Consider the following 17,088-nt stretch of genomic DNA (forward strand, 5'->3'; position numbering starts at 1 on the left):
CCATCATGACCGAACCCGCGGCCGAGCAACCGCCGTTGGGGACCGTGCACGACCTCGACGAACACCGCTCCACCCGCGCCGGCGCCGCGCCGACGCTGACATCCCTGGTCAAGGACACCACCGCCCCCGCATCCGCTCCGGTCGTCTACCCGGTCGAAGAACCGCAGCGGCCCACCATTGACGCTGAGCCGACCTCCTCTGGCCGTCTTCGCCGGATCAGGCGTGTCGCCCGTGGGGCGCACCGACTGGCCACGCACGACCGCACCCGCAGCGTCGTCAGGGTGGCGGTGCGCCATGGCGGCTACTTCGTCGGCGGGGCCGGGGTCGTTGCCAAGCGGACCTGGGAGGGACGCACCGTGGCCGTACATCACCGGATGCGGGCCATGGCCCTTGCCGCCGGGGACCACGCAGCAGCGGCCGAATGGCAGGACCGGGCCGACCGGTTCCGCCGGGAGCGCCACGAACGACGCATCGAGCTGATCCACAAGGTGCCGACGATGGCGAAGTCGGCCGCAATCGGCACGGCCGCGGCCGAAGGCATCTTGCTGCTGGTCGGTATCTGCATGGCCATCCATGACCGCGAGCTGCATGACGTGGTGGCTCCGACGCTGGCCGCGATCGACGCGGTACGGGCGCTGTGCTGGTTCGTCGGGATCGCGTGGGGCCCGGCCCTGGGGCTGGCGCTGGTGGCCTGCCTCTCGCATCTGTGGCGCGCCGGCCACCAGCACGAGACGGCGCCCGCCTGGGCCCGGCCCGACTCCGGCACGGCGGACGACATCCCGATCACCCCCTCCATCGTGGTCAAAGCCCTCTCCGACCTGGGCATCCCCGCGCTGAGGAAGGCCATCAAGGAGATGGCGGACGGGGCGGCCGGGATGCTCGGGCCAATCCGCCTGGCGGGGTGCGGCATCGAAGTCGATGTCACCTTGCCCTCCGGGGTCTCCACGGAGGAGATCCTGGGCAAGCGCCGCAAGCTCGCCGAGAACATGAACCGGCACGAGCACGAGCTGCACATGACGATCCCGCCGGCGCCCCGCACGGTCAGGATGTGGGTCGCCGACTCCGGCGCGCTGGACCAGCCGATCGGCCCGTCCCCGCTGGTCACCGACGCGGACCTGACCGCCGACATGCGAAAGGGCAGGGCGCCCTGGGGCCAGGACCTGCGCGGCGACACGGCGCTGATCTCCCTGTGGCAGCGGCACATGCTCATCACCGGCCTGTCCAACCAGGGCAAGACCGCTTCGCTGCGGGCCCTGGCGTTGTGGCTCGCGTTCGACACGCGCGTGGAGTTCCGCCTCGCCGACCTCAAGGGCGTCGGGGACTGGCAGATGTTCGACGGGATCGCCACGGTGCTCATCCAGGGCCCGACCGACGAGCACGTCATGGAAGCAACGCACATGGTGGAGGGGGGCGTAGAGGAGATGGGGCGCCGCATCGATCTGATGCGGGAGCTCTCCGCCAAGGGCTGGAGCCAAGACAAGATCCTGGCCGACCCGCGGTTCAACCCCCTGGTGCTCATCGTCGACGAAGCACAGGTCGCCTACGGCTCCAGCGCCGTGGAGACCCACATCACCGACAGCGGGGCGGTCCGCAAGGGCGCGCCCTACGGGGGATCGAAGGCGGACAGCCGCTACTTCCAGGCCGTGAAGAAGGTCCACGATCAGGGGCGCGCGGTGAACGTCACGATCTGGGAGGGCACGCAGGACCCGACGAACGAGAACCTCCCAAAGCGCTCCCGGGAAGGCAACCACATCCGCGCGTCCCTGGTGCTGGGCACCGAGTCGCAAGCCCGCATGGCCGTGGGCGACTCGGCGGTCGACGCCGGCGCGGCCCCGCACAAACTGAGGCAGGGCCTGGACAAGGGCACGCTCGTAGTGGCCGGAGACGGCCTCAAACTCGCCCCCGGCCAGCCGTCCGTGACGGTCCGCACGCACTTCGTCGACCAGGACCCCGCCAAGGAGATCGCCGAGCGGGCAAAGGTACGCCGGGCCGGCGTCGCGCCGCAGACCGCCGCGGAGCCCGCACAGGACGTCGACCACCTGGCCAACGTGCTCGACGCGTTGGGCGACGGCAAGCGCATCCAGACCCAAGAGGTTCTGCGTCGGCTCATCAGCACGCACCCCCATGCCTACGACGGATGGGAGCTGCACGACCTCACGCGAGTGCTTCGCGAGGCAGGCGCCGAGCCGAAGCCGACACGGGCCGACAACGGCAAAACCGGCGTGGTGTGCGTCTCCCGCGCCCGGGTCGAGGCGGCCATCGAAGCACGCGAAGACACCGCCGACCGCGACGCAGAGTAGTCGCAGACTGATGGAGGAAGGTGGTGGAGGCACCGGAATCTGATGGAGAACTCCACCAGCCGGTCCACCACCCACCTCCACCGGCCCTCAACTGCGCAAACAAAACCACGACGGGTCTGGTGGACCTGATGGAGGAGCCCCTCCAGCGGGCCCCACAAGCCCGGTTTTCGGACCGTGAGGCCCCTCCCCTCCTACATCTCCCGTCGGTTACGCACAGTGCCCGGCACGGTCGGCGCGGCCGATCGCGCCTCCATCAAGCACGACCCCAGCTCGGGGGGCCCACGCCCGCCACACCACCAAGGAGACCTGTGGACGAGGACGACGACTTCATCGACTGCGAGCTGTGCGCCCCCACCGACGACAGCGAGCCCTACCCCTACCCGCACTGCTGCCAGTGCGGCGCCGACGGCTCCAGCGAACGCCCCGACTGCACCTGCGAGTAACTCACCCAAGGAGAGCTGACGTGAACTTCAGCGACAACGAGACCGTGACCGTCGAACTGGACTGCCCGGGCTGGACCAAGCCCCACACCTGCGACATCACCCGCCACCAGCTCAACGCACTGCTCGTCACCCTCGACGACATGGCCGCCGACACCTACGAAGCGGCCCGCCGCCTGGCCCAGAAGTGGCCCACCCCCGAAGAGGCGTACGCCAACGCCCCGACCATCGCCTACGAACAGGCGTGGACCGAAAGCACCGCCAACGCCTCCGCCGACGAGCTGGAACGGGACTGGTACCTGCGGCACGCCGCGCTCCTGGACCGCATCGCACTGCGCGACGACCCCGACCAGGACACCTGCGCCGCGGAGGACGCCGAGGCGACCGCCGTCATCCTGCTGGACATCGACCAGGCGCCCCGGGGCTGCAACCCGCGCGCCTACGTCCGCCAGCAGTACGCCGCCTGGGCCGGCTGCTCCTGCGCCGACCTCTTCGACGACTCGCCCTGCTCCAAGCACTCCTAGCAACGCCCAGGGCGGCCGCGCCTCTCGCCAAAGATCCGCGGCCGCCCTGGTCTCCCCGCTCATCTCACAGAACAGGAGACATCCAGCATGACGCATGAACCCCGCCCGGCGCTGCTCCGCGCAGCGCTGGACGCCGCCGAACAAGGCTGGGCAGTCATCCCCCTCCGGCCCGGCGACAAGCGGCCGGCACTGCACGGTGAGACGTCCTGCCCCGCCACCGGCGACTGCGCGGGCGGTCACCGCAAGTGGGAACAGCGCGCCACCACCGACCCCGACCGCATCCGAACCGCCTGGGCCACGTTTCCCTTCAACGTGGGCATTGCCACCGGCCCGTCCGACCTGGTGGTCGTCGATCTCGACATGCCCAAGAGCAACAGCAAGAAGGACACGCCTTCCGGCGTGACGACCTTCCAGGCGCTCTGCGAGCGCACCGGCCACCCCGTCCCCACCACCCGCACGATCCGGACTGCAAGCGGCGGGCGGCACCTGTACTTCACCGCACCGTCCGGCGTCCGGCTGGCGAACACCGCGGGCATGCTCGGGCCGCTGATCGACACCCGGGCATGGGGCGGCTACGTGGTCGCCCCCGGCAGCAACGTCCACAAAGGCGCCTACACGGTCGAGGAAGCCGCGCCGGTACTTCAGTTGCCCGGATGGCTGCTGCGGCTGCTCCAGCCGGAACCGCCGCGGAAGGCGGGGCCGCTCAGGCTTCCCGCCGTCAGCGGCAGTCGCGCGGCGCTGGCTGCGCTGGAGCGGGAGTGCGCTGTGGTCACCAAGGCGCCGGATAAGCAGCGCAACAACACGCTGAACCGGTGCGCTTTCAAGGTGGGGCGCTTTGTCGCGTGGGGCGACATCTCCCGTCACGCAGTGGAGGAGGCCTTCCAAGCGGCTGGGGAGGCGCGCGGGCTCACCGCTGCCGAGTGCCGCGCCACGATCCGCAGCGCCCTGGACTGCTCCATCCGCAAAGCCCGGCCCCGGGAGGCGGCATGAGCACCCAACCCCCTCCCCCCTTGGAAGGCCAACCCGCCAGCACCACGGCCCCCTGCTCCGCCGAACCGGCACGCACCCCGTTCGACAGTGGCGCGCCGAAGGGCGTCGCCCGTCAGGGCGTCCTTTCAGCTCTTCGCCCTGACCCGCGCCAGCCCGCCCAGCCCGCGGCCGAACTGGTCTTCTACGGCCTGCACATCATCGCCGAGCCCGAGTGGCGCATCGCAGTGACCGCGGCATGCCCGTGCGGCTTTCGCCGCCAGGTCAGGGGCCGCGCCAAGGTCGCGCAGACCATCGAGGACTACACGCGCCACAAGGAGACCTGCCCCCGTCATACCGGCCTGGTCGAGAGGAGGCATGCCGCGTGATCGCCGAAGAACTGCCTGCACCCTCCAACCCCCTCGCTGTGGCCCGGCGACTCCTGCCGGACTGGCAGACCGAGGACGGACAGTTGCAGTGCCGACGCTGGCGCGGCTCGTGGATGCGCTGGACGGGCACCTGCTGGCGGGAGCTGGACGAGGAGCAGGTGCGGGCCCACATGTATGAGCGGCTGGAGCACGTCACCTTCAGCGTCCCGGGCAAGGACGGCCCGGAGGTGCGGGACTGGGCGCCGACGAAGCAGAAGATCGGCAACCTACTGGATGCACTGGGCGCCATCACCCTGTTGCCCACCGAGCTGGACGCCCCGGCCTGGCTCAACCAGGACGGGGCCTCACAAGAGACCAGCCCCATCGTGGCGTGCCAGAACGGGCTCCTGAGGATCCGAGACCGTGAACTGCTGCCGCACGGACCCAACTTCTTCAACCTGGTCTCCGTCCCGTTCGACTACGACCCACAAGCCACCGCCCCGACCTGGCACTGGTTCCTGGGACAGATCTGGCCCAACGACCCCGACGCCATCGAGGCACTTCAGGAATGGTTCGGCTACGTGCTCTCCGGCCGCACCGACCTGCAAAAGATCCTGCTCATGGTCGGCCCGTCGCGCTCCGGCAAGGGCACCATCGCCAACGTGCTGAAAGAGCTGGTCGGCAAGAAGAACCTTGCCGGACCCACTCTCGCCGGGCTGGGCACGAACTTCGGACTATCAACGCTGATCGGCAAGCCGCTGGCGGTCATCGCCGACGCCCGGATGTCCGGCAACGACAACAGCCAGGTGGTGGAGCGGCTACTGACGATCTCCGGTGAGGACACCATCGACATCGACCGCAAGTACCGCGCGGTGTGGACCGGCAAGCTGCCGACACGGCTGGTGATCCTCTCCAACGAGCTGCCGCACTTCGGCGACTCCTCCGGAGTCATCGCCAAGCGGTTCGTGCTGCTCAACATGACGGTGTCATGGCTGGGCAAGGAGGACCCCACCCTGTTCGGCCGGCTGGTTGCCGAGATGCCCGGGATTCTGAACTGGGCCATGGAGGGACTCGCCCGGCTGGAGGTGAAGGGCCGGATCACGGAGCCAGCGTGCAGCCGTGAAGCGGTCACCACCATGCAGGACACCGCGTCCCCGACCAGCGCCTTCATCCGCGAGCGCTGCACCACCGGCCCGACGTGCAGCGTGCCCGTGGATGCCCTGTGGACCGTCTGGCGCGAATGGGCCGAGGACAACAACGTCCGCGCCGGCACTCGACAGGTCTTCGGCCGCAACCTGCTCTCCGCGGTGCCTCAGCTCAACCGCACCCGACCCCGCGACGCCTACGGCCGACAGGTCGCCACCTACCACGGGATCACCCTCACACAACCCGATCCTCATTCGCCTGAGTCGTGACTCATCGCGACTCAGGACCCCTCCAAGCCGCTTTGAGTCGCGATGAGTCGCGACTCAAAGCAATGTCACTCCAACTCAAAAGCGAGTCCGGCCCCGTGGAGGCAGCCGTGAGCAAAGCTCCGCCCACCTCGATTCAGGCGCTGAGGGTCCCGGAGGTCATGGAGGCGCTCTGCCTCAGCCGCAGCAAGGTCTACGACCTCATCCGCTCCCGTCAGCTCGAAAGCTTCACCGTCGGCCGGTCCCGCCGGATCGCTGCCGACTCCCTTCGAATCTTCATCGCCCAGCAGATCGAGGAGGCCGCCTGATGGCGCGCAAGAGAAACCCGAACGGCGCCGGCAGCATCTGGCAGCGCAAGGACGGCCGGTACGAAGGCCGCGTCTACGTCCCGCAGCCCGACGGCACACGCAAGCGCAAGACCGTCTACGGCGCCACCTGGGAAGAGTGCGACACCAAGCGTCAGGACCTGGTCCGCCGCGACCGGCAGTGCATCCCTACTCCGACCCGGTCGGCCAAGCTCTCCGACTGGCTGCCGTACTGGCTGGAGGAGTACGTGAAGCCCGAGCGCAAGAAGACGACGTACGCCAAGTACGAGACGCACGTGCGCCTCTACCTCACGCCACAGATCGGCGTGAAGCGGCTGGAGACCTTGGGTGTTGCCGACGTACGCCGCATGCTCACAGCCGTGCAACGCCAGGTGTCGGCCCCCACGGCCAAGGAGTCGCACCGGGTCCTGCGGTCGGCCCTCGCCGCCGCGTGCCGGGAGGAGCTGATCAACCGGAACGTGGCCCAGCTGGTGCCCGCCCCTCGCGTCCAGCCCAGGGAGCTGAAGCCGTGGACGGTGGACGAGACGGCCACATTCCTGGAGGCAGCACGAAGGGACCCGCTGTACCCAGCGTTCGTACTGGCCGTATCGCTGGGCCTGCGCCGGGGCGAAATCTTGGGGCTGCGCTGGTGCGACATCGACCTTGACCGGCGGACTCTGTCGGTGCGGACTCAGCTCCAGCGCGTACAGAAGGAGCTGTACACCGACTCCACGAAGAACCGCCGGAGCCGGACTATCCCCCTGCCCCTGATGTGCGTCGCTCCCCTGCGATGGCAGCGCCTGCGGCAGGAGGCTCAGCGACGCGCCGCCGGGGGCGAGTGGTCGAGCGACGGTGACTACGTCTTCACGACGCGCACAGGGCGACCGATCGAGCCCCGGAACCTCAGCCGGTCCTTCGAGCGGATCGGGCAGGCCGCGGGCCTGCCCCGCATCCGGCTGCACGATGCCCGGCACGGCTGCGCTTCTCTACTGTTCGCCGCGGGCGTCCAGCCACGCGTCGTAATGGAGATCTTGGGGCACTCGCAGATTGCGGTGACCATGAACGTCTACACCCACGTGTCGGAGGACTCGCGCAGGGAGGCTGTGGGGCATATGGACCGGCTCTTGCGGCGCCGGCGGGGGCGTCCGGAGTAGGGACTGCCGTCAAGATCTACCGTCAACGCCCCCGTGGAGGGGACTCCACGGGGGCGTTTTCGCTGGTGGGCACAACAGGATTCGAACCTGTGACATCTGCTTTGTAAGAGCAGATGTATCGACCGCTCCCTGATCACCTGACCTGGCGCTATGCCGCTCGCTCACCGCTCACAGTGATCATCTGGGAGATATTCGGGAGATCATCTTCGGAAGCTCGCCGCTTCACCAGATCCACCCGGCCCCACAGGGTCCGCAGCCCTACGTTACGCATCGCGCGCTGGAAAATCTCCTCCAGCCCGTCCAGGCGATCCTGCCGCATCGCTGGCGTCGGGTGCTGGTAGACCGCTTTGATGCCCGGGCGCTTGTGGCCGGCCTGCTCGAAGGCCAGCGCCGGCTTGACCCCGATCTGCTCCTGGAGCGTGTCATGCGTGTGGCGCGTAGCCCGCATCGTCATCCCCGGCATGATCGGCGCCCACGCCTCCCGCGGAGCGTGCCCCTTGCTCTTCGGCAACGCGTCGCGCCCGTCTGCAGCTGGCCGCAGAACGCTCCGACCGAAGTTGCTGCGCCGCCAGAACTTCCCTGTGGGGGTGCAGAAGACATGCGGCCATGGCCAGTCGGCGAGGTGGTAGCGGAGGAGCAGAGCGAGGAACGGCGGTACGTCCACGTCCCGGGCCCGCCCCTCGTTCTTCGGCGGCTCCAGCTGAAGCACCAACCCGATCCGCCGACCGTCCTCATCCCGGGCGACGTACTCAGCCAGTTCCCCCACTTCTGAGTCGACCCGGATGATGGGGCAGGTGAAGGTGCCACCGTCGTAGGGTTGCTGACGCAGGAGCAGGGTGTTGTCCCGGTGTAGGGCAGTGCTCTCCCCCCAACCGAGGCCAGTGAATGCGGTCGTGAGGACGTGCAATCCGTTGACGGGCCCGAGCCGTTCGGCGACCCGCACGACGGCTTCGGGCGGCGCCCACTGCTCCTCGTCCGTTTTCCTCTTCGCCTTCAGCCGGGCCCCCGTCGTCGTCGCGGTGGCCCGGGTGCGCCGGCGGCCGGCGAGCGGATTCACGATGAGGTGCTGGGCGTCCACTGCGCCGGTCAGAATGGAGGACATCAGACTGACGCAGTGCCCGGCGGTGACGTCGTCGCAGCGAAGCCCCTGTTGCCAGGTGTCGACGTCGAACCATGTGATCGCCTGGAGCGACGTGTGCTCCCACTTCGGCAGGATGTGCTGGTCGAGCATGTTCCACCGCTTGTCAACGGTGGCGCCACGCTTCGGCTTTGCCTTCATCCACTCCCGGGCCCAGACCCCGAAGTGCTTGCGCTGCAGGTCCGGGTCGATCCACCGGCCGGACCTGATCGCAGCCTCTTGCTCGTCACCCCACTGCTCGGCGGTCCGCTTCGTCGGGAAACCCGGTTCGCTTCCCCACGTCCCGTCGGGCTTTTTGTACCGGGCTCGCCAGGAGACCTTCCCCTTGCTGCCCTTGGCCGTGCTGACGCGCTTTTCCGCGTAGGCCATCGCCCACCCCTCTACCGAACTGGCGAGCACCGCCAGTTGGGGGCAAGCACGAGCGGCTCCACCCCCGGAATCCTTCCGTCGAGCCACATGAGGACCTGCTCGGCGATGTACAGAACCCACACGCCACCGCGCTGGACGAGCCACGCGAGTACGCCCATGGGCATGCTCTTGACGCATCGGACTTCGATCCGCACCGGTCCCCCAACTCCTTAACCGAGTACGGCGGCACCTCCGTTACTGGTTGACCATGCAACCACACGGAGTGTGCACAAGTGGAGGGTGCGTCATAACTTTTCAGTCCTTACCAGTCCCGCTGTCGCCCTCTGCGCTCCTGAGCTTGGCTTCCATGGCCTCCCACCTCAGAAGTGCACGCTTCAGCTGCTCGGGGGTCGCTCGCTCACGCCCCTTCACGATGACGACCATCTGACCTTCCGGGCCGTCGTCATCGCCGGGCAGGTTGATCACCGCCGTGTCGATGAGCGGGCCCTCGCGCAGAGCGTTCTGGATGCGGAGTGGCAATTCCTCGGGTGCCGCGGCGATGCTCTCGGCCGCTGCAGCGTCGCGCTGGCGTGCCGCATCTGAGGCGATGACCGGTTCACCGCCGGCCAGTACGGCGTCCACGGAATCGTCCGCCCAACCCACAGCATGGGCGTAGGCGCGGATGGTCGGGGTGACCCGGGCGATTTCCCCGTTCTCGATGTTGCGCATGGTGCCGCGCTTGACGCCGATCATCTCGCCGACAGTGCCCTGGTGTAGGTCGCGGGCCTCCCGCGCGGCCTTGAGTGCCGCACCGAGCCGCTTCCAGTCTCGCTCCATGGCTACCCATCATGCCTCATTGCTGTGCAACCCAGTAGCCGACTCTGAGCCTTTTGACCAGCAATTACTGAGCGTGCGAAGAGCGCACGGGTTGCATCCGGGGCGCAAAGACCAGGGGATTATGCGCCGGACACTAGGCGCCATGCTCAGTTTCTGTGCACAGAAGGTGCCGAGAGGGTTGCAGAAGGGGTAGTCCAATGCTTAATCTCTGAGCGTGACACCGAACGGCAGCGCCATAAGAGCGATCCGTGAGGCTCAGAAACTGAGCATCCGCGCACTCTCTAACCGAACGGGCCTCAACCGGGGCTACCTCTCGCGCCTTGAGCGAGGGCTGATCCGGGAGACGACCGCCGAGCGGGTGGAGGGAATCGCACAGGCCATGCGCGTGCCGACCGCAGCCATCACGCACAAGGAGATGAAGCCGTGACGACGACGGCCACGAGCAAGAGGCGCCCCACCGCCCCCCGTGGCGGCGCCACGAAGCCGGAGCAGCCCAGCCTCGAAGAGCTGGTGCACTACTCCCCCGAGGACGTCTACAAGAAGGGCTGGCTGCCCTTCACGCCACGCACCCTGCGTAATAAGGCCAATGCCCGGGAGATCCCGTACAGCATCGCCGGTGGCCGGATTTCCTTCACCGCCCGGCACATCCGCGAGATCGCCGCCATGTACGAGGTCCGGCCGATCAGCGAGAGCAAGCCCGCCGCCCCGACCTCCTGAACTTCTGCATCCCTGACGCGAGTCGGGGCCGGCCGGTGGCACCCGGCGCGACCCCTGAACGGCTCGCCTCACCACTCCAGTTCCCAGAGAAATGAGGCTCACCAATGAGCATCGACTCTACCGCCCCGTCACAGCCGGCCCAGCCAGCCCGGGACCCGCGGGCCCTGTACCTCGCGGCGCTGAGCGTCGCCGAGCGGATCGTGGCCGGTGCACCGATCGTGCCGCAGTCGATCGACACCCGGAGCTACGGCGAGTGGGCGTACGGCCGATACGGCGTCTCGGTGCACCTGCGCCAGCCCGCCGACGTGGCCGCGTTCGCCCGCTGGATCGGCGCCCACGTGGCTACCGAGCCGCGGGACGACGGCCGGTACATCACCACGGCGAGCGGCGAGCACCACGGCACCCCGTTCCACGCGTGGGCGCTGCACTCGGATGCCGCGTGGATCAAGCGTCAGTCCGAGCTGGCCGGTGAACTCGCCGATCAGGCACACGACATGTACGACCTCAACCCGGACTCGGTGGCGTTGGTGCCGGGGTGCGCGCGGGTCGGGTACGTGACCGCGGCGTCGGACGCCGAGGGTGCCGAGGTGTCGGCATGACGATCTCACCTGCTGTGTCCGCTGCGCTGCGTGTCATCAACGCGGCGTGGGCCGAGGGCCCGTCGTACGACCTCGCCTCGCAGGCCGCGTTCGCGCTGGACGCGGCCGGGCGGCTGAAGGCACCGGAGGCCGCGGCCGAGGATCGCTGGAACGCCGCCGCTGTGCAGCGGGTGCGCGATCTGGTGGCGTACTGGATCGGTGTCGAGGGCGGCGAGCAGGCTGCCGAGGCGATCGAGTCGGTTTTGCTTGGCACCCACCGGCCGCTGCCGACCGCGGCCGAATGGGCGTGGGACGGCGACAGGCCCCCCACCACCGAGGTTGAGCAACTGCGAGCCCGGGTCGCCGAGCTGGAGGCGGACACCGCCGCGCTCCAGCAGGACAAGGAGGCAGTGGCGGGGGTGGCGGAGCGTGCCCGTGCCCGGGTCGCTGAGCTGGCTGCACTGCTGAAGCGGGCGCAGGCCGAGGCGCGTACGGCGCTCGCCGGCGACGAGTACCCGCCCGCGCTGCCGTGGGCGCGGCTGATGGATGCCGAGGACCGCGCCGACTTTCTGGATGAGCTGGCTGCGGCCGCCATCACCCATGCGGACAGCAAGACGGCCCTGGCTGATGTGGAGGACACCTGCGGCCGGTGGCGGGCGATCGCCGAGGCACAGCACGCGCACAACACGGCGCCCGGCCCGGACGCCGGTCCGGGCCCGGCGGCGGAGTCGGGGGGTGTCGCATGAAGCTGCACATTGACGCGTCCTTCGACGTGGCGATCGCGCGGGCCGTGGCGGGCGAGGACCCGGCCGAGTACATGCTCGCGTACGCCGCTGGCCGCAACCGTGCCGAGCAGGGCTGCGACGCCGAGGCGGACTGGCTGCTGCTGAAGTCGAACCCGATGACGTCCGCGGCGAGGCTCGCCGGGTTCATCGAGGGCCTGGCGTCGACCAGGGATCCGGCGCAGTGGGGCGGTGCCCGATGACCGCTCGCCCTGTGATCGGCCACCTTCCCGTGGACCGCGTGAACGCTGCGCCGTTGCCGCGCACCTCGGAGGAGGAGCGGGCCCGTGCCCGCCTCTACGTGGCCAGCCGCGCCGCCGACGCCGACGACCTCCGCCAACTCCTCGACGGTCTCAACCTCATGGAGGACTCGTGAGCATCACCGACGTGTCCCGCCGCCTGGTCCTCGCGGACGCCGTGCAGACCGAGGGCGGTGTGTGGACCGCCAAGCGGGTGGCTCGCACGTACCGCGCGGCCGGCCTGGATGTGCCGCTGCGTAAGACCTGGCGCGACGACCTCAAGCGCCTCTCCCGCGAGGGCGTTCTCACCCTCCATGACGCCCCTGGCCGCCGTTTCTACACCCGCAAGGACGATGCCCGATGAAGTGCGAAGAGCGGTATCCCAAGGGCTCCTACGAGGAGTGCCAGCGCGATCTTGGCCACAGTGGCCAGCACGACTACCTCGGTACCAAGTGGTCCCGGCCGGAGCCGGCCGAGCCCGACCGCGACGTTGCCGACCTGCTGGAGCGGTCCCGGCCGCCCAGGACGTGGGGTGTGGACGAGCGGAGCTACCCGGTCGTGGTGGTGGAGACCGTCACCCGCATCGTGTGGGTGGACGCCGAGTCCGAGGACGAGGCGCTGGCCTACTGGGACGACGACTACTCCGACCTTGACCTGAAGTCCTCCGACGTGGTCGACGGCTACCTGGAGTTCCAGCGGCCGGACGAGTTCCAGCGACAGGACGCGCTGCAGCACCGGCACCACGGGCAGAAGGTCGGCCCTGAGTTGCAGTGCCCGGACTGCCGGACGCTGTCCTTCACCCGCGAGGCGTATCACGACCCGTACCGCCGCTGTCACGGCCAGATCGAATGGCGGCAGTGGCCGACCGGCCGGGGCGCCTCCCGCGTCTTCGCCGCCCGTCCGATGCCCGCCCGCAAGGCGGTGGCGGCATGAGCGAGCGCACCGAGATCGTGACGGTCCTCCGGCCGGCGGGCGTGATCCCGCATCCCAGCAGGTACAGCCACACCGATGTGGACGGCGACCGCCTGCTGATCAGCACAGCCCTGTTCGACGACGGGACGCCCGGCATCTACTTCCGGACCGACCCCAACGGCTCGTCCGTACCGCTCGCCGACCTGCCCGGCCTGATCGCCCAGTTGCAGGTCATCGCTGACGCTTCCCGCGACGAAGCCGCGGCCAGCAGCGTGCGGGAGTGCGACCGATGCGACGGCACCGTGCGCGCGGTTTCGATCGGTGACGGCTGCCGGTGCCGCATCAACCAGGACGTGCCCAACTGCACCTGCGGCAAGGAGGCCGACCGTGACTGACGACCGTCTGACCGAGATCGCGGCCCGCGCGGCCGCCAGCGCCGGCCCGGGCGCGTGCGGCACCTGCCGCAGCAGGGTTCGCGACGGCCTGCCTGTCGAACACGACGAGTGCGCCGCCCGCGCCACCCTTTTCGAGGCTCCCGGCCACCCCGACTACGAGGAGCTGGGAGACCTCACGGACGAGGAGAAAGTGGCCCTTCCCGCACAGTTCCACACTCCCGTCTTCGACAACCTCGGCAAGCCCAACGCCTGGCTGTGCCGGGTCTGCTGGGGCGACGGATGGGTCACCCAGTGGCCCTGCGCCACCGCCCAGAGGCACGGCGCCCGGGTGTTCACCCAAGAGCACCACGCCGAGCGTCGCCGGGCTCAGCAGGTCACCGAGGTGGCCGAGCTGCGCGAGCAGCTGGATGCCTACGAGGTGATGAACCCGCAGCAGTGCCAGGCCAGCAAGCACGCTGACTGGCTCGTCGACTCCGAGCACACCCACGCCTGCCCCTGGTGCGAGATCGCCCGGCTCCGTGCCGAGCTGGAGAAGTACGTGGGCCACGAGCCGACGGCGGCCGAGGAGATGCAGTACCTGCGCAGCTGCCTCGACGCCGTGTACGACGCCTGCGAGGCCGCCCGTCGGGACGGGCGCGTGATCACCGTCGAGGAGATCGAACAGGCCGCCGACGGCCAGCGTCCTGGGGCCCGGAAGCTCCTAACCGAAACGCTGGCCGAGCTGGCTGGCCAGGCTCGCCGGGTCGCTGAGTCCCACCAGCGGTTCATCGAAGAACACGCCGACCCCAGTGCCGAGGCTCTCTGCGCGCAGTACGAACTCGCGCAGACCCTCGTCCGCGGCGAGGAGCCCAACCAGCCCGAGCCGGGGGCCGAGCCCGAGGTTCCGTGGGCGACCGCGTGCCACGTGCTGTGGATGTTCGGCGAGGACGGCGGGATGCGTCCCGGCTCCTTCACCGAGCAGCTCATCAACACCTGCGCCCGAGCTGACGTCATGCAGCTGGCCCGGCTCGCCCAGGCGTACCCCGCCGAGGCGCACGCCGTGCACCTGGCGAAGAACACCGAGGACGGCATCACCCGCCTCCGGACCATCGCTGGAGGTGCGGCGTGACTAACACCGCGCTGGCCGGGGCGGTCGCCCCGGCCGCCGGCCCGGTCACCGGGCCTGGCGTCTACGACCTGACCGCCGAGGAGTACCACGCCGACCCGGTGCCGTGCGGCTCCCTCTCCTCCTCCGGCGCCCGCCGCCTCCTCCCACCGTCCTGCCCCGCACTGTTCCGCTGGGAGCAGGACCACCCGCAGCCGCCGAAGGCCACCTTCGACTTCGGGCACGCCGCCCACAAGCTGGTACTGGGCGTCGGCCCGGACCTGGTGGCGCTCGACTTCGACGACTGGCGCACGAAGGCCGCCCGCCAGGAGCGCGACGAACTGCGCGCGGCCGGAGCGGTGCCGCTGCTCCGCGACGACTACCAGCAGGTACTGGACATGGCAGCCGCCATCCGCCAGCACCCCATGGCGTCCCGACTGTTCGAGCCGGGCAGCGGCACGGCCGAGTCGGCGCTCGTGTGGCGGGACGGCCCGACCGGCGTCATGCGCCGCGCGCTCCTCGACTGGCGGCCTGCGCCGGGCCCGGGCCGAATGATCATCCGCGACTACAAGACCGCCCGTTCCGCCGACCCCGCGGCCGTCGCTCGGGCCGTGCACGAGTACGGCTACCACCAGCAGGCCGACTGGTACCGCGCCGGCTGCCGAGCGCTCGGCCTGTGCGACGAGACCGCCGAGTTCGTGTTCGTCGTCCAGGAGAAGACCGCGCCGTACCTGGTCACCGTCGTCCAGCTCGACGCCATGGCCATGCGCATCGGCGCGGCCCGCAACCGGCGCGCCATCGAGACCTATGCCAAGTGCGTCGAGACCGGCCGCTGGCCCGGCTACGCGGACGACGTCGCATACCTCTCCCTTCCTCCGTACGCGGAGATCCGTGACTCCGAGGAGTACCTGTGAACCAGCCCGCACAGCCCGCGACCCGCATCGGGCAGGCCACCACCATCGAGATGTCGCGCGCCGAGGCCGAGGTGAAGGCCGCCGTCGTCATCGCCCAGCAGAACCCCCGCAACATCCACGCCGCCGTCGATGAAATGCGGTTCGCCTGCCAGCAGTACGCCCTCGCCGAGAAAGCGTTCTTCAGCTACCCGAAGGGCAAGGAGACCATCACCGGCCCCTCCGTCCACCTCGCCCGGGAACTGGCTCTGATCTGGGGCAACGTGCAGCACGGCACGATGGAGTTGAGCCGGGACACTGGGCTGGGCCAGTCGGAGATCCTGGCGTATGCCTGGGACTTGCAGCGCAACTCGCGCTCCTCGCAGATCTTCATCGCTCCCCACGTCCGGGACACCCGGCAAGGCAAGAAGGACCTGACGGACCTGCGGGATGTGTACGAGAACAACGCCAACTTGGGCGCTCGCCGGCTGCGTGAGGCGATCTTCGCGATGCTGCCCGCCTGGTACGTCTCCGAGGCCGTCAGCATCTGCGAGGAGACCCTCAAGAAGGGCAACGGCCAGACGCTCGCCGAGCGAGTCACCGAGGCCATCCAGACGTACGACCGTGTCGGCATCACCGTCCACCAGCTGGAGACGAAGGTGGGCCGGCCGCAGGACCAGTGGGACGAGAAGGACATCACTGACCTGGAGGTGATCTACCGGTCGGTGGACCGCAAGGAGATGACCCCCGCCGAGGCGTTCCCGCCGCCGAAGGTCACCGCCGACGAGATCACCGGTGGGCAGCGGCAGAACGCCGAGCCGGGGTCGGAGGTGCGGTCATGACGCGCAAGAGCCGTCGTATCGCCGAGCTGCAGACCCGGGTCTCCAACCTCGACTTCAGCCTGACTTGGACGCGGTTGGAGCGGGACGTGTACAAGATCCGATCCCGCCGGTACGCCCTCCGCATCGCCCGCCTGGCCCGCGCTGTGTGGCGCCTCCGCCGAGAGCTGGCCGAGCAGAAGCGCGTCAACGACCGCCTGGCCGACCAGCTGTTCAACGCCATGGGCTACACGGACGCCGGCCTGAAGGCCCTTGGTGTCCCCGCCCACACCGCTGCTGGTCGTGAGCCCGGGGAGGTGGCGTCATGAAGAAGGCAGGTATGCCGCGCCGGGCATCCGCCGAGGACTGGCGGAAGTACGCCAAGTGCCGCAAGGAGGACGCCGAACTCTTCTTCCCCGTGGGCGACACCGGCCCGGCGCTGCTGCAGATCGAGGAGGCGCGCGCCGTGTGCCACCGCTGCCCCGTGATGCTGCTCTGCCAGGAATGGGCGCTGGACGCCCGGGAGCCGCATGGCGTGTGGGGTGGCCTGTCCGAGGCCGAGCGCGGCAACGTCCTGCGACACCGGTCCCGCCAGCGGGCACGGACGGGGGCTCGCGCATGAGCCTCACCGAAACCCTGCTGATCGTCGCATTCTGGGCCGGTGTCGCCCTCGCGGTCGCGGTCCGGCTCGGCGCCGCGATCCGCCGCCACCAGGCAGCCATCGTCGTCCCGCCGTACGCCACCTTCACCCCGCCCCCGCCCGGCGCCCGCTGGCTCATGTGCGACACCACCACCTGCGCCCGCCTCCAGACCATCCACACCCCGCAGCCCGGCGGCGCCTACCGGTGCACCACCTGCGGCCACACCAAGGGGGACTGACC

25 protein-coding genes and 1 tRNA gene are annotated in these 17,088 nt (G+C 69.5%); 23 read left to right on the top strand and 3 right to left on the bottom strand.

The genetic code is table 11. The features are described 5' to 3' along the window. Window positions 1-5: 5 nt before the first annotated feature. The 8 genes from AB0E02_RS05745 to AB0E02_RS05780 all read left to right on the top strand — a co-directional run bounded on the left by AB0E02_RS05745 (window position 6) and on the right by AB0E02_RS05780 (window position 7,469). The gene (locus AB0E02_RS05745; protein WP_362136372.1) at window positions 6-2,300 is read left to right on the top strand and encodes an FtsK/SpoIIIE domain-containing protein; all 2,295 of its coding nucleotides are present in this window, start codon (window positions 6-8) and stop codon (window positions 2,298-2,300) included. A gap of 308 nt (window positions 2,301-2,608) precedes the next feature. Then, a complete protein-coding gene (locus AB0E02_RS05750; protein ID WP_362136374.1) occupies window positions 2,609-2,743 on the top strand; it encodes a hypothetical protein in 135 nt (44 codons plus the stop codon). 20 nt (window positions 2,744-2,763) lie between these two features. Continuing rightward, complete coding sequence (locus AB0E02_RS05755) at window positions 2,764-3,264, top strand: hypothetical protein (protein ID WP_362136376.1); 501 nt, start codon at window positions 2,764-2,766, stop codon at window positions 3,262-3,264. A gap of 87 nt (window positions 3,265-3,351) precedes the next feature. Beyond that, complete coding sequence (locus AB0E02_RS05760; RefSeq protein ID WP_362136378.1) at window positions 3,352-4,254, top strand: bifunctional DNA primase/polymerase; 903 nt, start codon at window positions 3,352-3,354, stop codon at window positions 4,252-4,254. Next, window positions 4,251-4,619, top strand: a complete 369-nt coding sequence (locus tag AB0E02_RS05765) for a hypothetical protein (protein ID WP_362136380.1) — start codon at window positions 4,251-4,253, stop codon at window positions 4,617-4,619. The genes AB0E02_RS05760 and AB0E02_RS05765 overlap by 4 nt, the downstream gene beginning before the upstream one ends. After that, window positions 4,616-6,013 (top strand): phage/plasmid primase, P4 family, encoded by a 1,398-nt coding sequence (locus tag AB0E02_RS05770; protein WP_362136382.1) that lies wholly within the window; start codon window positions 4,616-4,618, stop codon window positions 6,011-6,013. The genes AB0E02_RS05765 and AB0E02_RS05770 overlap by 4 nt, the downstream gene beginning before the upstream one ends. Before the next feature lie 107 nt (window positions 6,014-6,120). After that, on the top strand, window positions 6,121-6,318 hold the full coding sequence (locus AB0E02_RS05775; protein ID WP_362136384.1) for a helix-turn-helix domain-containing protein: 198 nt from the start codon (window positions 6,121-6,123) through the stop codon (window positions 6,316-6,318). Continuing rightward, window positions 6,318-7,469 carry a site-specific integrase gene (locus AB0E02_RS05780; RefSeq protein WP_362136386.1) on the top strand — a complete coding sequence of 384 codons (1,152 nt, stop codon included), beginning with the start codon at window positions 6,318-6,320 and terminating at the stop codon, window positions 7,467-7,469. Before AB0E02_RS05775 ends, AB0E02_RS05780 begins: the two co-directional genes overlap by 1 nt. Window positions 7,470-7,532: 63 nt before the next feature. On the opposite strand, the gene AB0E02_RS05785 is transcribed toward AB0E02_RS05780, so the two are convergent. The 3 genes from AB0E02_RS05785 to AB0E02_RS05795 form a co-directional block, all read right to left on the bottom strand. Next, window positions 7,533-7,612 (bottom strand) — tRNA-Val (locus AB0E02_RS05785). A 5-nt stretch (window positions 7,613-7,617) separates the two neighbouring features. Then, window positions 7,618-8,976 carry a hypothetical protein gene (locus AB0E02_RS05790; RefSeq protein WP_362136388.1) on the bottom strand — a complete coding sequence of 453 codons (1,359 nt, stop codon included), beginning with the start codon at window positions 8,974-8,976 and terminating at the stop codon, window positions 7,618-7,620. A 294-nt stretch (window positions 8,977-9,270) separates the two neighbouring features. Next, window positions 9,271-9,792 (bottom strand): helix-turn-helix transcriptional regulator, encoded by a 522-nt coding sequence (locus tag AB0E02_RS05795; protein WP_362136390.1) that lies wholly within the window; start codon window positions 9,790-9,792, stop codon window positions 9,271-9,273. A gap of 214 nt (window positions 9,793-10,006) precedes the next feature. On the opposite strand from AB0E02_RS05795, the gene AB0E02_RS05800 reads away from it, so the two are divergent. From AB0E02_RS05800 to AB0E02_RS05870, 15 genes are all read left to right on the top strand, one after another. Continuing rightward, the gene (locus AB0E02_RS05800) at window positions 10,007-10,219 is read left to right on the top strand and encodes a helix-turn-helix transcriptional regulator (RefSeq protein WP_362136392.1); all 213 of its coding nucleotides are present in this window, start codon (window positions 10,007-10,009) and stop codon (window positions 10,217-10,219) included. Beyond that, a complete protein-coding gene (locus AB0E02_RS05805; RefSeq protein ID WP_362136394.1) occupies window positions 10,216-10,509 on the top strand; it encodes a hypothetical protein in 294 nt (97 codons plus the stop codon). Before AB0E02_RS05800 ends, AB0E02_RS05805 begins: the two co-directional genes overlap by 4 nt. A gap of 104 nt (window positions 10,510-10,613) precedes the next feature. Further along, complete coding sequence (locus AB0E02_RS05810; RefSeq protein ID WP_362136396.1) at window positions 10,614-11,108, top strand: hypothetical protein; 495 nt, start codon at window positions 10,614-10,616, stop codon at window positions 11,106-11,108. Next, complete coding sequence (locus tag AB0E02_RS05815; protein ID WP_362136399.1) at window positions 11,105-11,833, top strand: hypothetical protein; 729 nt, start codon at window positions 11,105-11,107, stop codon at window positions 11,831-11,833. The genes AB0E02_RS05810 and AB0E02_RS05815 overlap by 4 nt, the downstream gene beginning before the upstream one ends. Continuing rightward, window positions 11,830-12,072: a hypothetical protein gene (locus AB0E02_RS05820; protein ID WP_362136401.1), complete on the top strand. Its 243-nt coding sequence runs from the start codon at window positions 11,830-11,832 to the stop codon at window positions 12,070-12,072. The genes AB0E02_RS05815 and AB0E02_RS05820 overlap by 4 nt, the downstream gene beginning before the upstream one ends. Beyond that, complete coding sequence (locus AB0E02_RS05825; protein ID WP_362136403.1) at window positions 12,069-12,245, top strand: hypothetical protein; 177 nt, start codon at window positions 12,069-12,071, stop codon at window positions 12,243-12,245. The genes AB0E02_RS05820 and AB0E02_RS05825 overlap by 4 nt, the downstream gene beginning before the upstream one ends. Beyond that, window positions 12,242-12,472, top strand: a complete 231-nt coding sequence (locus AB0E02_RS05830) for a hypothetical protein (RefSeq protein ID WP_362136405.1) — start codon at window positions 12,242-12,244, stop codon at window positions 12,470-12,472. Before AB0E02_RS05825 ends, AB0E02_RS05830 begins: the two co-directional genes overlap by 4 nt. Then, complete coding sequence (locus tag AB0E02_RS05835; protein WP_362136407.1) at window positions 12,469-13,041, top strand: hypothetical protein; 573 nt, start codon at window positions 12,469-12,471, stop codon at window positions 13,039-13,041. The genes AB0E02_RS05830 and AB0E02_RS05835 overlap by 4 nt, the downstream gene beginning before the upstream one ends. Then, on the top strand, window positions 13,038-13,415 hold the full coding sequence (locus AB0E02_RS05840; RefSeq protein WP_362136409.1) for a hypothetical protein: 378 nt from the start codon (window positions 13,038-13,040) through the stop codon (window positions 13,413-13,415). The genes AB0E02_RS05835 and AB0E02_RS05840 overlap by 4 nt, the downstream gene beginning before the upstream one ends. Then, window positions 13,408-14,523, top strand: a complete 1,116-nt coding sequence (locus tag AB0E02_RS05845) for a hypothetical protein (RefSeq protein ID WP_362136411.1) — start codon at window positions 13,408-13,410, stop codon at window positions 14,521-14,523. The genes AB0E02_RS05840 and AB0E02_RS05845 overlap by 8 nt, the downstream gene beginning before the upstream one ends. After that, window positions 14,520-15,413, top strand: a complete 894-nt coding sequence (locus tag AB0E02_RS05850; protein ID WP_362136414.1) for a PD-(D/E)XK nuclease-like domain-containing protein — start codon at window positions 14,520-14,522, stop codon at window positions 15,411-15,413. The genes AB0E02_RS05845 and AB0E02_RS05850 overlap by 4 nt, the downstream gene beginning before the upstream one ends. Then, window positions 15,410-16,231, top strand: a complete 822-nt coding sequence (locus AB0E02_RS05855; RefSeq protein ID WP_362136416.1) for a hypothetical protein — start codon at window positions 15,410-15,412, stop codon at window positions 16,229-16,231. Before AB0E02_RS05850 ends, AB0E02_RS05855 begins: the two co-directional genes overlap by 4 nt. Then, a complete protein-coding gene (locus AB0E02_RS05860; protein ID WP_362136418.1) occupies window positions 16,228-16,536 on the top strand; it encodes a hypothetical protein in 309 nt (102 codons plus the stop codon). The genes AB0E02_RS05855 and AB0E02_RS05860 overlap by 4 nt, the downstream gene beginning before the upstream one ends. Continuing rightward, window positions 16,533-16,829, top strand: coding sequence for a WhiB family transcriptional regulator (locus AB0E02_RS05865; protein ID WP_362136420.1), 297 nt, complete (start codon window positions 16,533-16,535; stop codon window positions 16,827-16,829). The genes AB0E02_RS05860 and AB0E02_RS05865 overlap by 4 nt, the downstream gene beginning before the upstream one ends. Continuing rightward, entirely contained in the window at window positions 16,826-17,086 is a 261-nt protein-coding gene (locus AB0E02_RS05870; protein WP_362136422.1) for a hypothetical protein, read from the top strand. The genes AB0E02_RS05865 and AB0E02_RS05870 overlap by 4 nt, the downstream gene beginning before the upstream one ends. Window positions 17,087-17,088 lie beyond the last annotated feature (2 nt).

Source organism: Streptomyces sp. NPDC048196, assembly GCF_040652715.1.
Taxonomy (GTDB): domain Bacteria; phylum Actinomycetota; class Actinomycetes; order Streptomycetales; family Streptomycetaceae; genus Streptomyces; species Streptomyces siderophoricus.

Excerpts from the sequence above, each read along its gene's own strand:
- AB0E02_RS05745 (WP_362136372.1), top strand. The coding sequence starts at position 6 with ATGACCGAACCCGCGGCCGAGCAACCGCCGTTGGGGACCGTGCACGAC.
- AB0E02_RS05760 (WP_362136378.1), top strand. The coding sequence starts at position 3,352 with ATGACGCATGAACCCCGCCCGGCGCTGCTCCGCGCAGCGCTGGACGCC.
- AB0E02_RS05765 (WP_362136380.1), top strand. The coding sequence starts at position 4,251 with ATGAGCACCCAACCCCCTCCCCCCTTGGAAGGCCAACCCGCCAGCACC.
- AB0E02_RS05780 (WP_362136386.1), top strand. The coding sequence starts at position 6,318 with ATGGCGCGCAAGAGAAACCCGAACGGCGCCGGCAGCATCTGGCAGCGC.
- AB0E02_RS05790 (WP_362136388.1), bottom strand. The coding sequence starts at position 8,976 with ATGGCCTACGCGGAAAAGCGCGTCAGCACGGCCAAGGGCAGCAAGGGG.
- AB0E02_RS05795 (WP_362136390.1), bottom strand. The coding sequence starts at position 9,792 with ATGGAGCGAGACTGGAAGCGGCTCGGTGCGGCACTCAAGGCCGCGCGG.
- AB0E02_RS05810 (WP_362136396.1), top strand. The coding sequence starts at position 10,614 with ATGAGCATCGACTCTACCGCCCCGTCACAGCCGGCCCAGCCAGCCCGG.
- AB0E02_RS05815 (WP_362136399.1), top strand. The coding sequence starts at position 11,105 with ATGACGATCTCACCTGCTGTGTCCGCTGCGCTGCGTGTCATCAACGCG.
- AB0E02_RS05820 (WP_362136401.1), top strand. The coding sequence starts at position 11,830 with ATGAAGCTGCACATTGACGCGTCCTTCGACGTGGCGATCGCGCGGGCC.
- AB0E02_RS05825 (WP_362136403.1), top strand. The coding sequence starts at position 12,069 with ATGACCGCTCGCCCTGTGATCGGCCACCTTCCCGTGGACCGCGTGAAC.
- AB0E02_RS05835 (WP_362136407.1), top strand. The coding sequence starts at position 12,469 with ATGAAGTGCGAAGAGCGGTATCCCAAGGGCTCCTACGAGGAGTGCCAG.
- AB0E02_RS05840 (WP_362136409.1), top strand. The coding sequence starts at position 13,038 with ATGAGCGAGCGCACCGAGATCGTGACGGTCCTCCGGCCGGCGGGCGTG.
- AB0E02_RS05860 (WP_362136418.1), top strand. The coding sequence starts at position 16,228 with ATGACGCGCAAGAGCCGTCGTATCGCCGAGCTGCAGACCCGGGTCTCC.
- AB0E02_RS05865 (WP_362136420.1), top strand. The coding sequence starts at position 16,533 with ATGAAGAAGGCAGGTATGCCGCGCCGGGCATCCGCCGAGGACTGGCGG.
- AB0E02_RS05870 (WP_362136422.1), top strand. The coding sequence starts at position 16,826 with ATGAGCCTCACCGAAACCCTGCTGATCGTCGCATTCTGGGCCGGTGTC.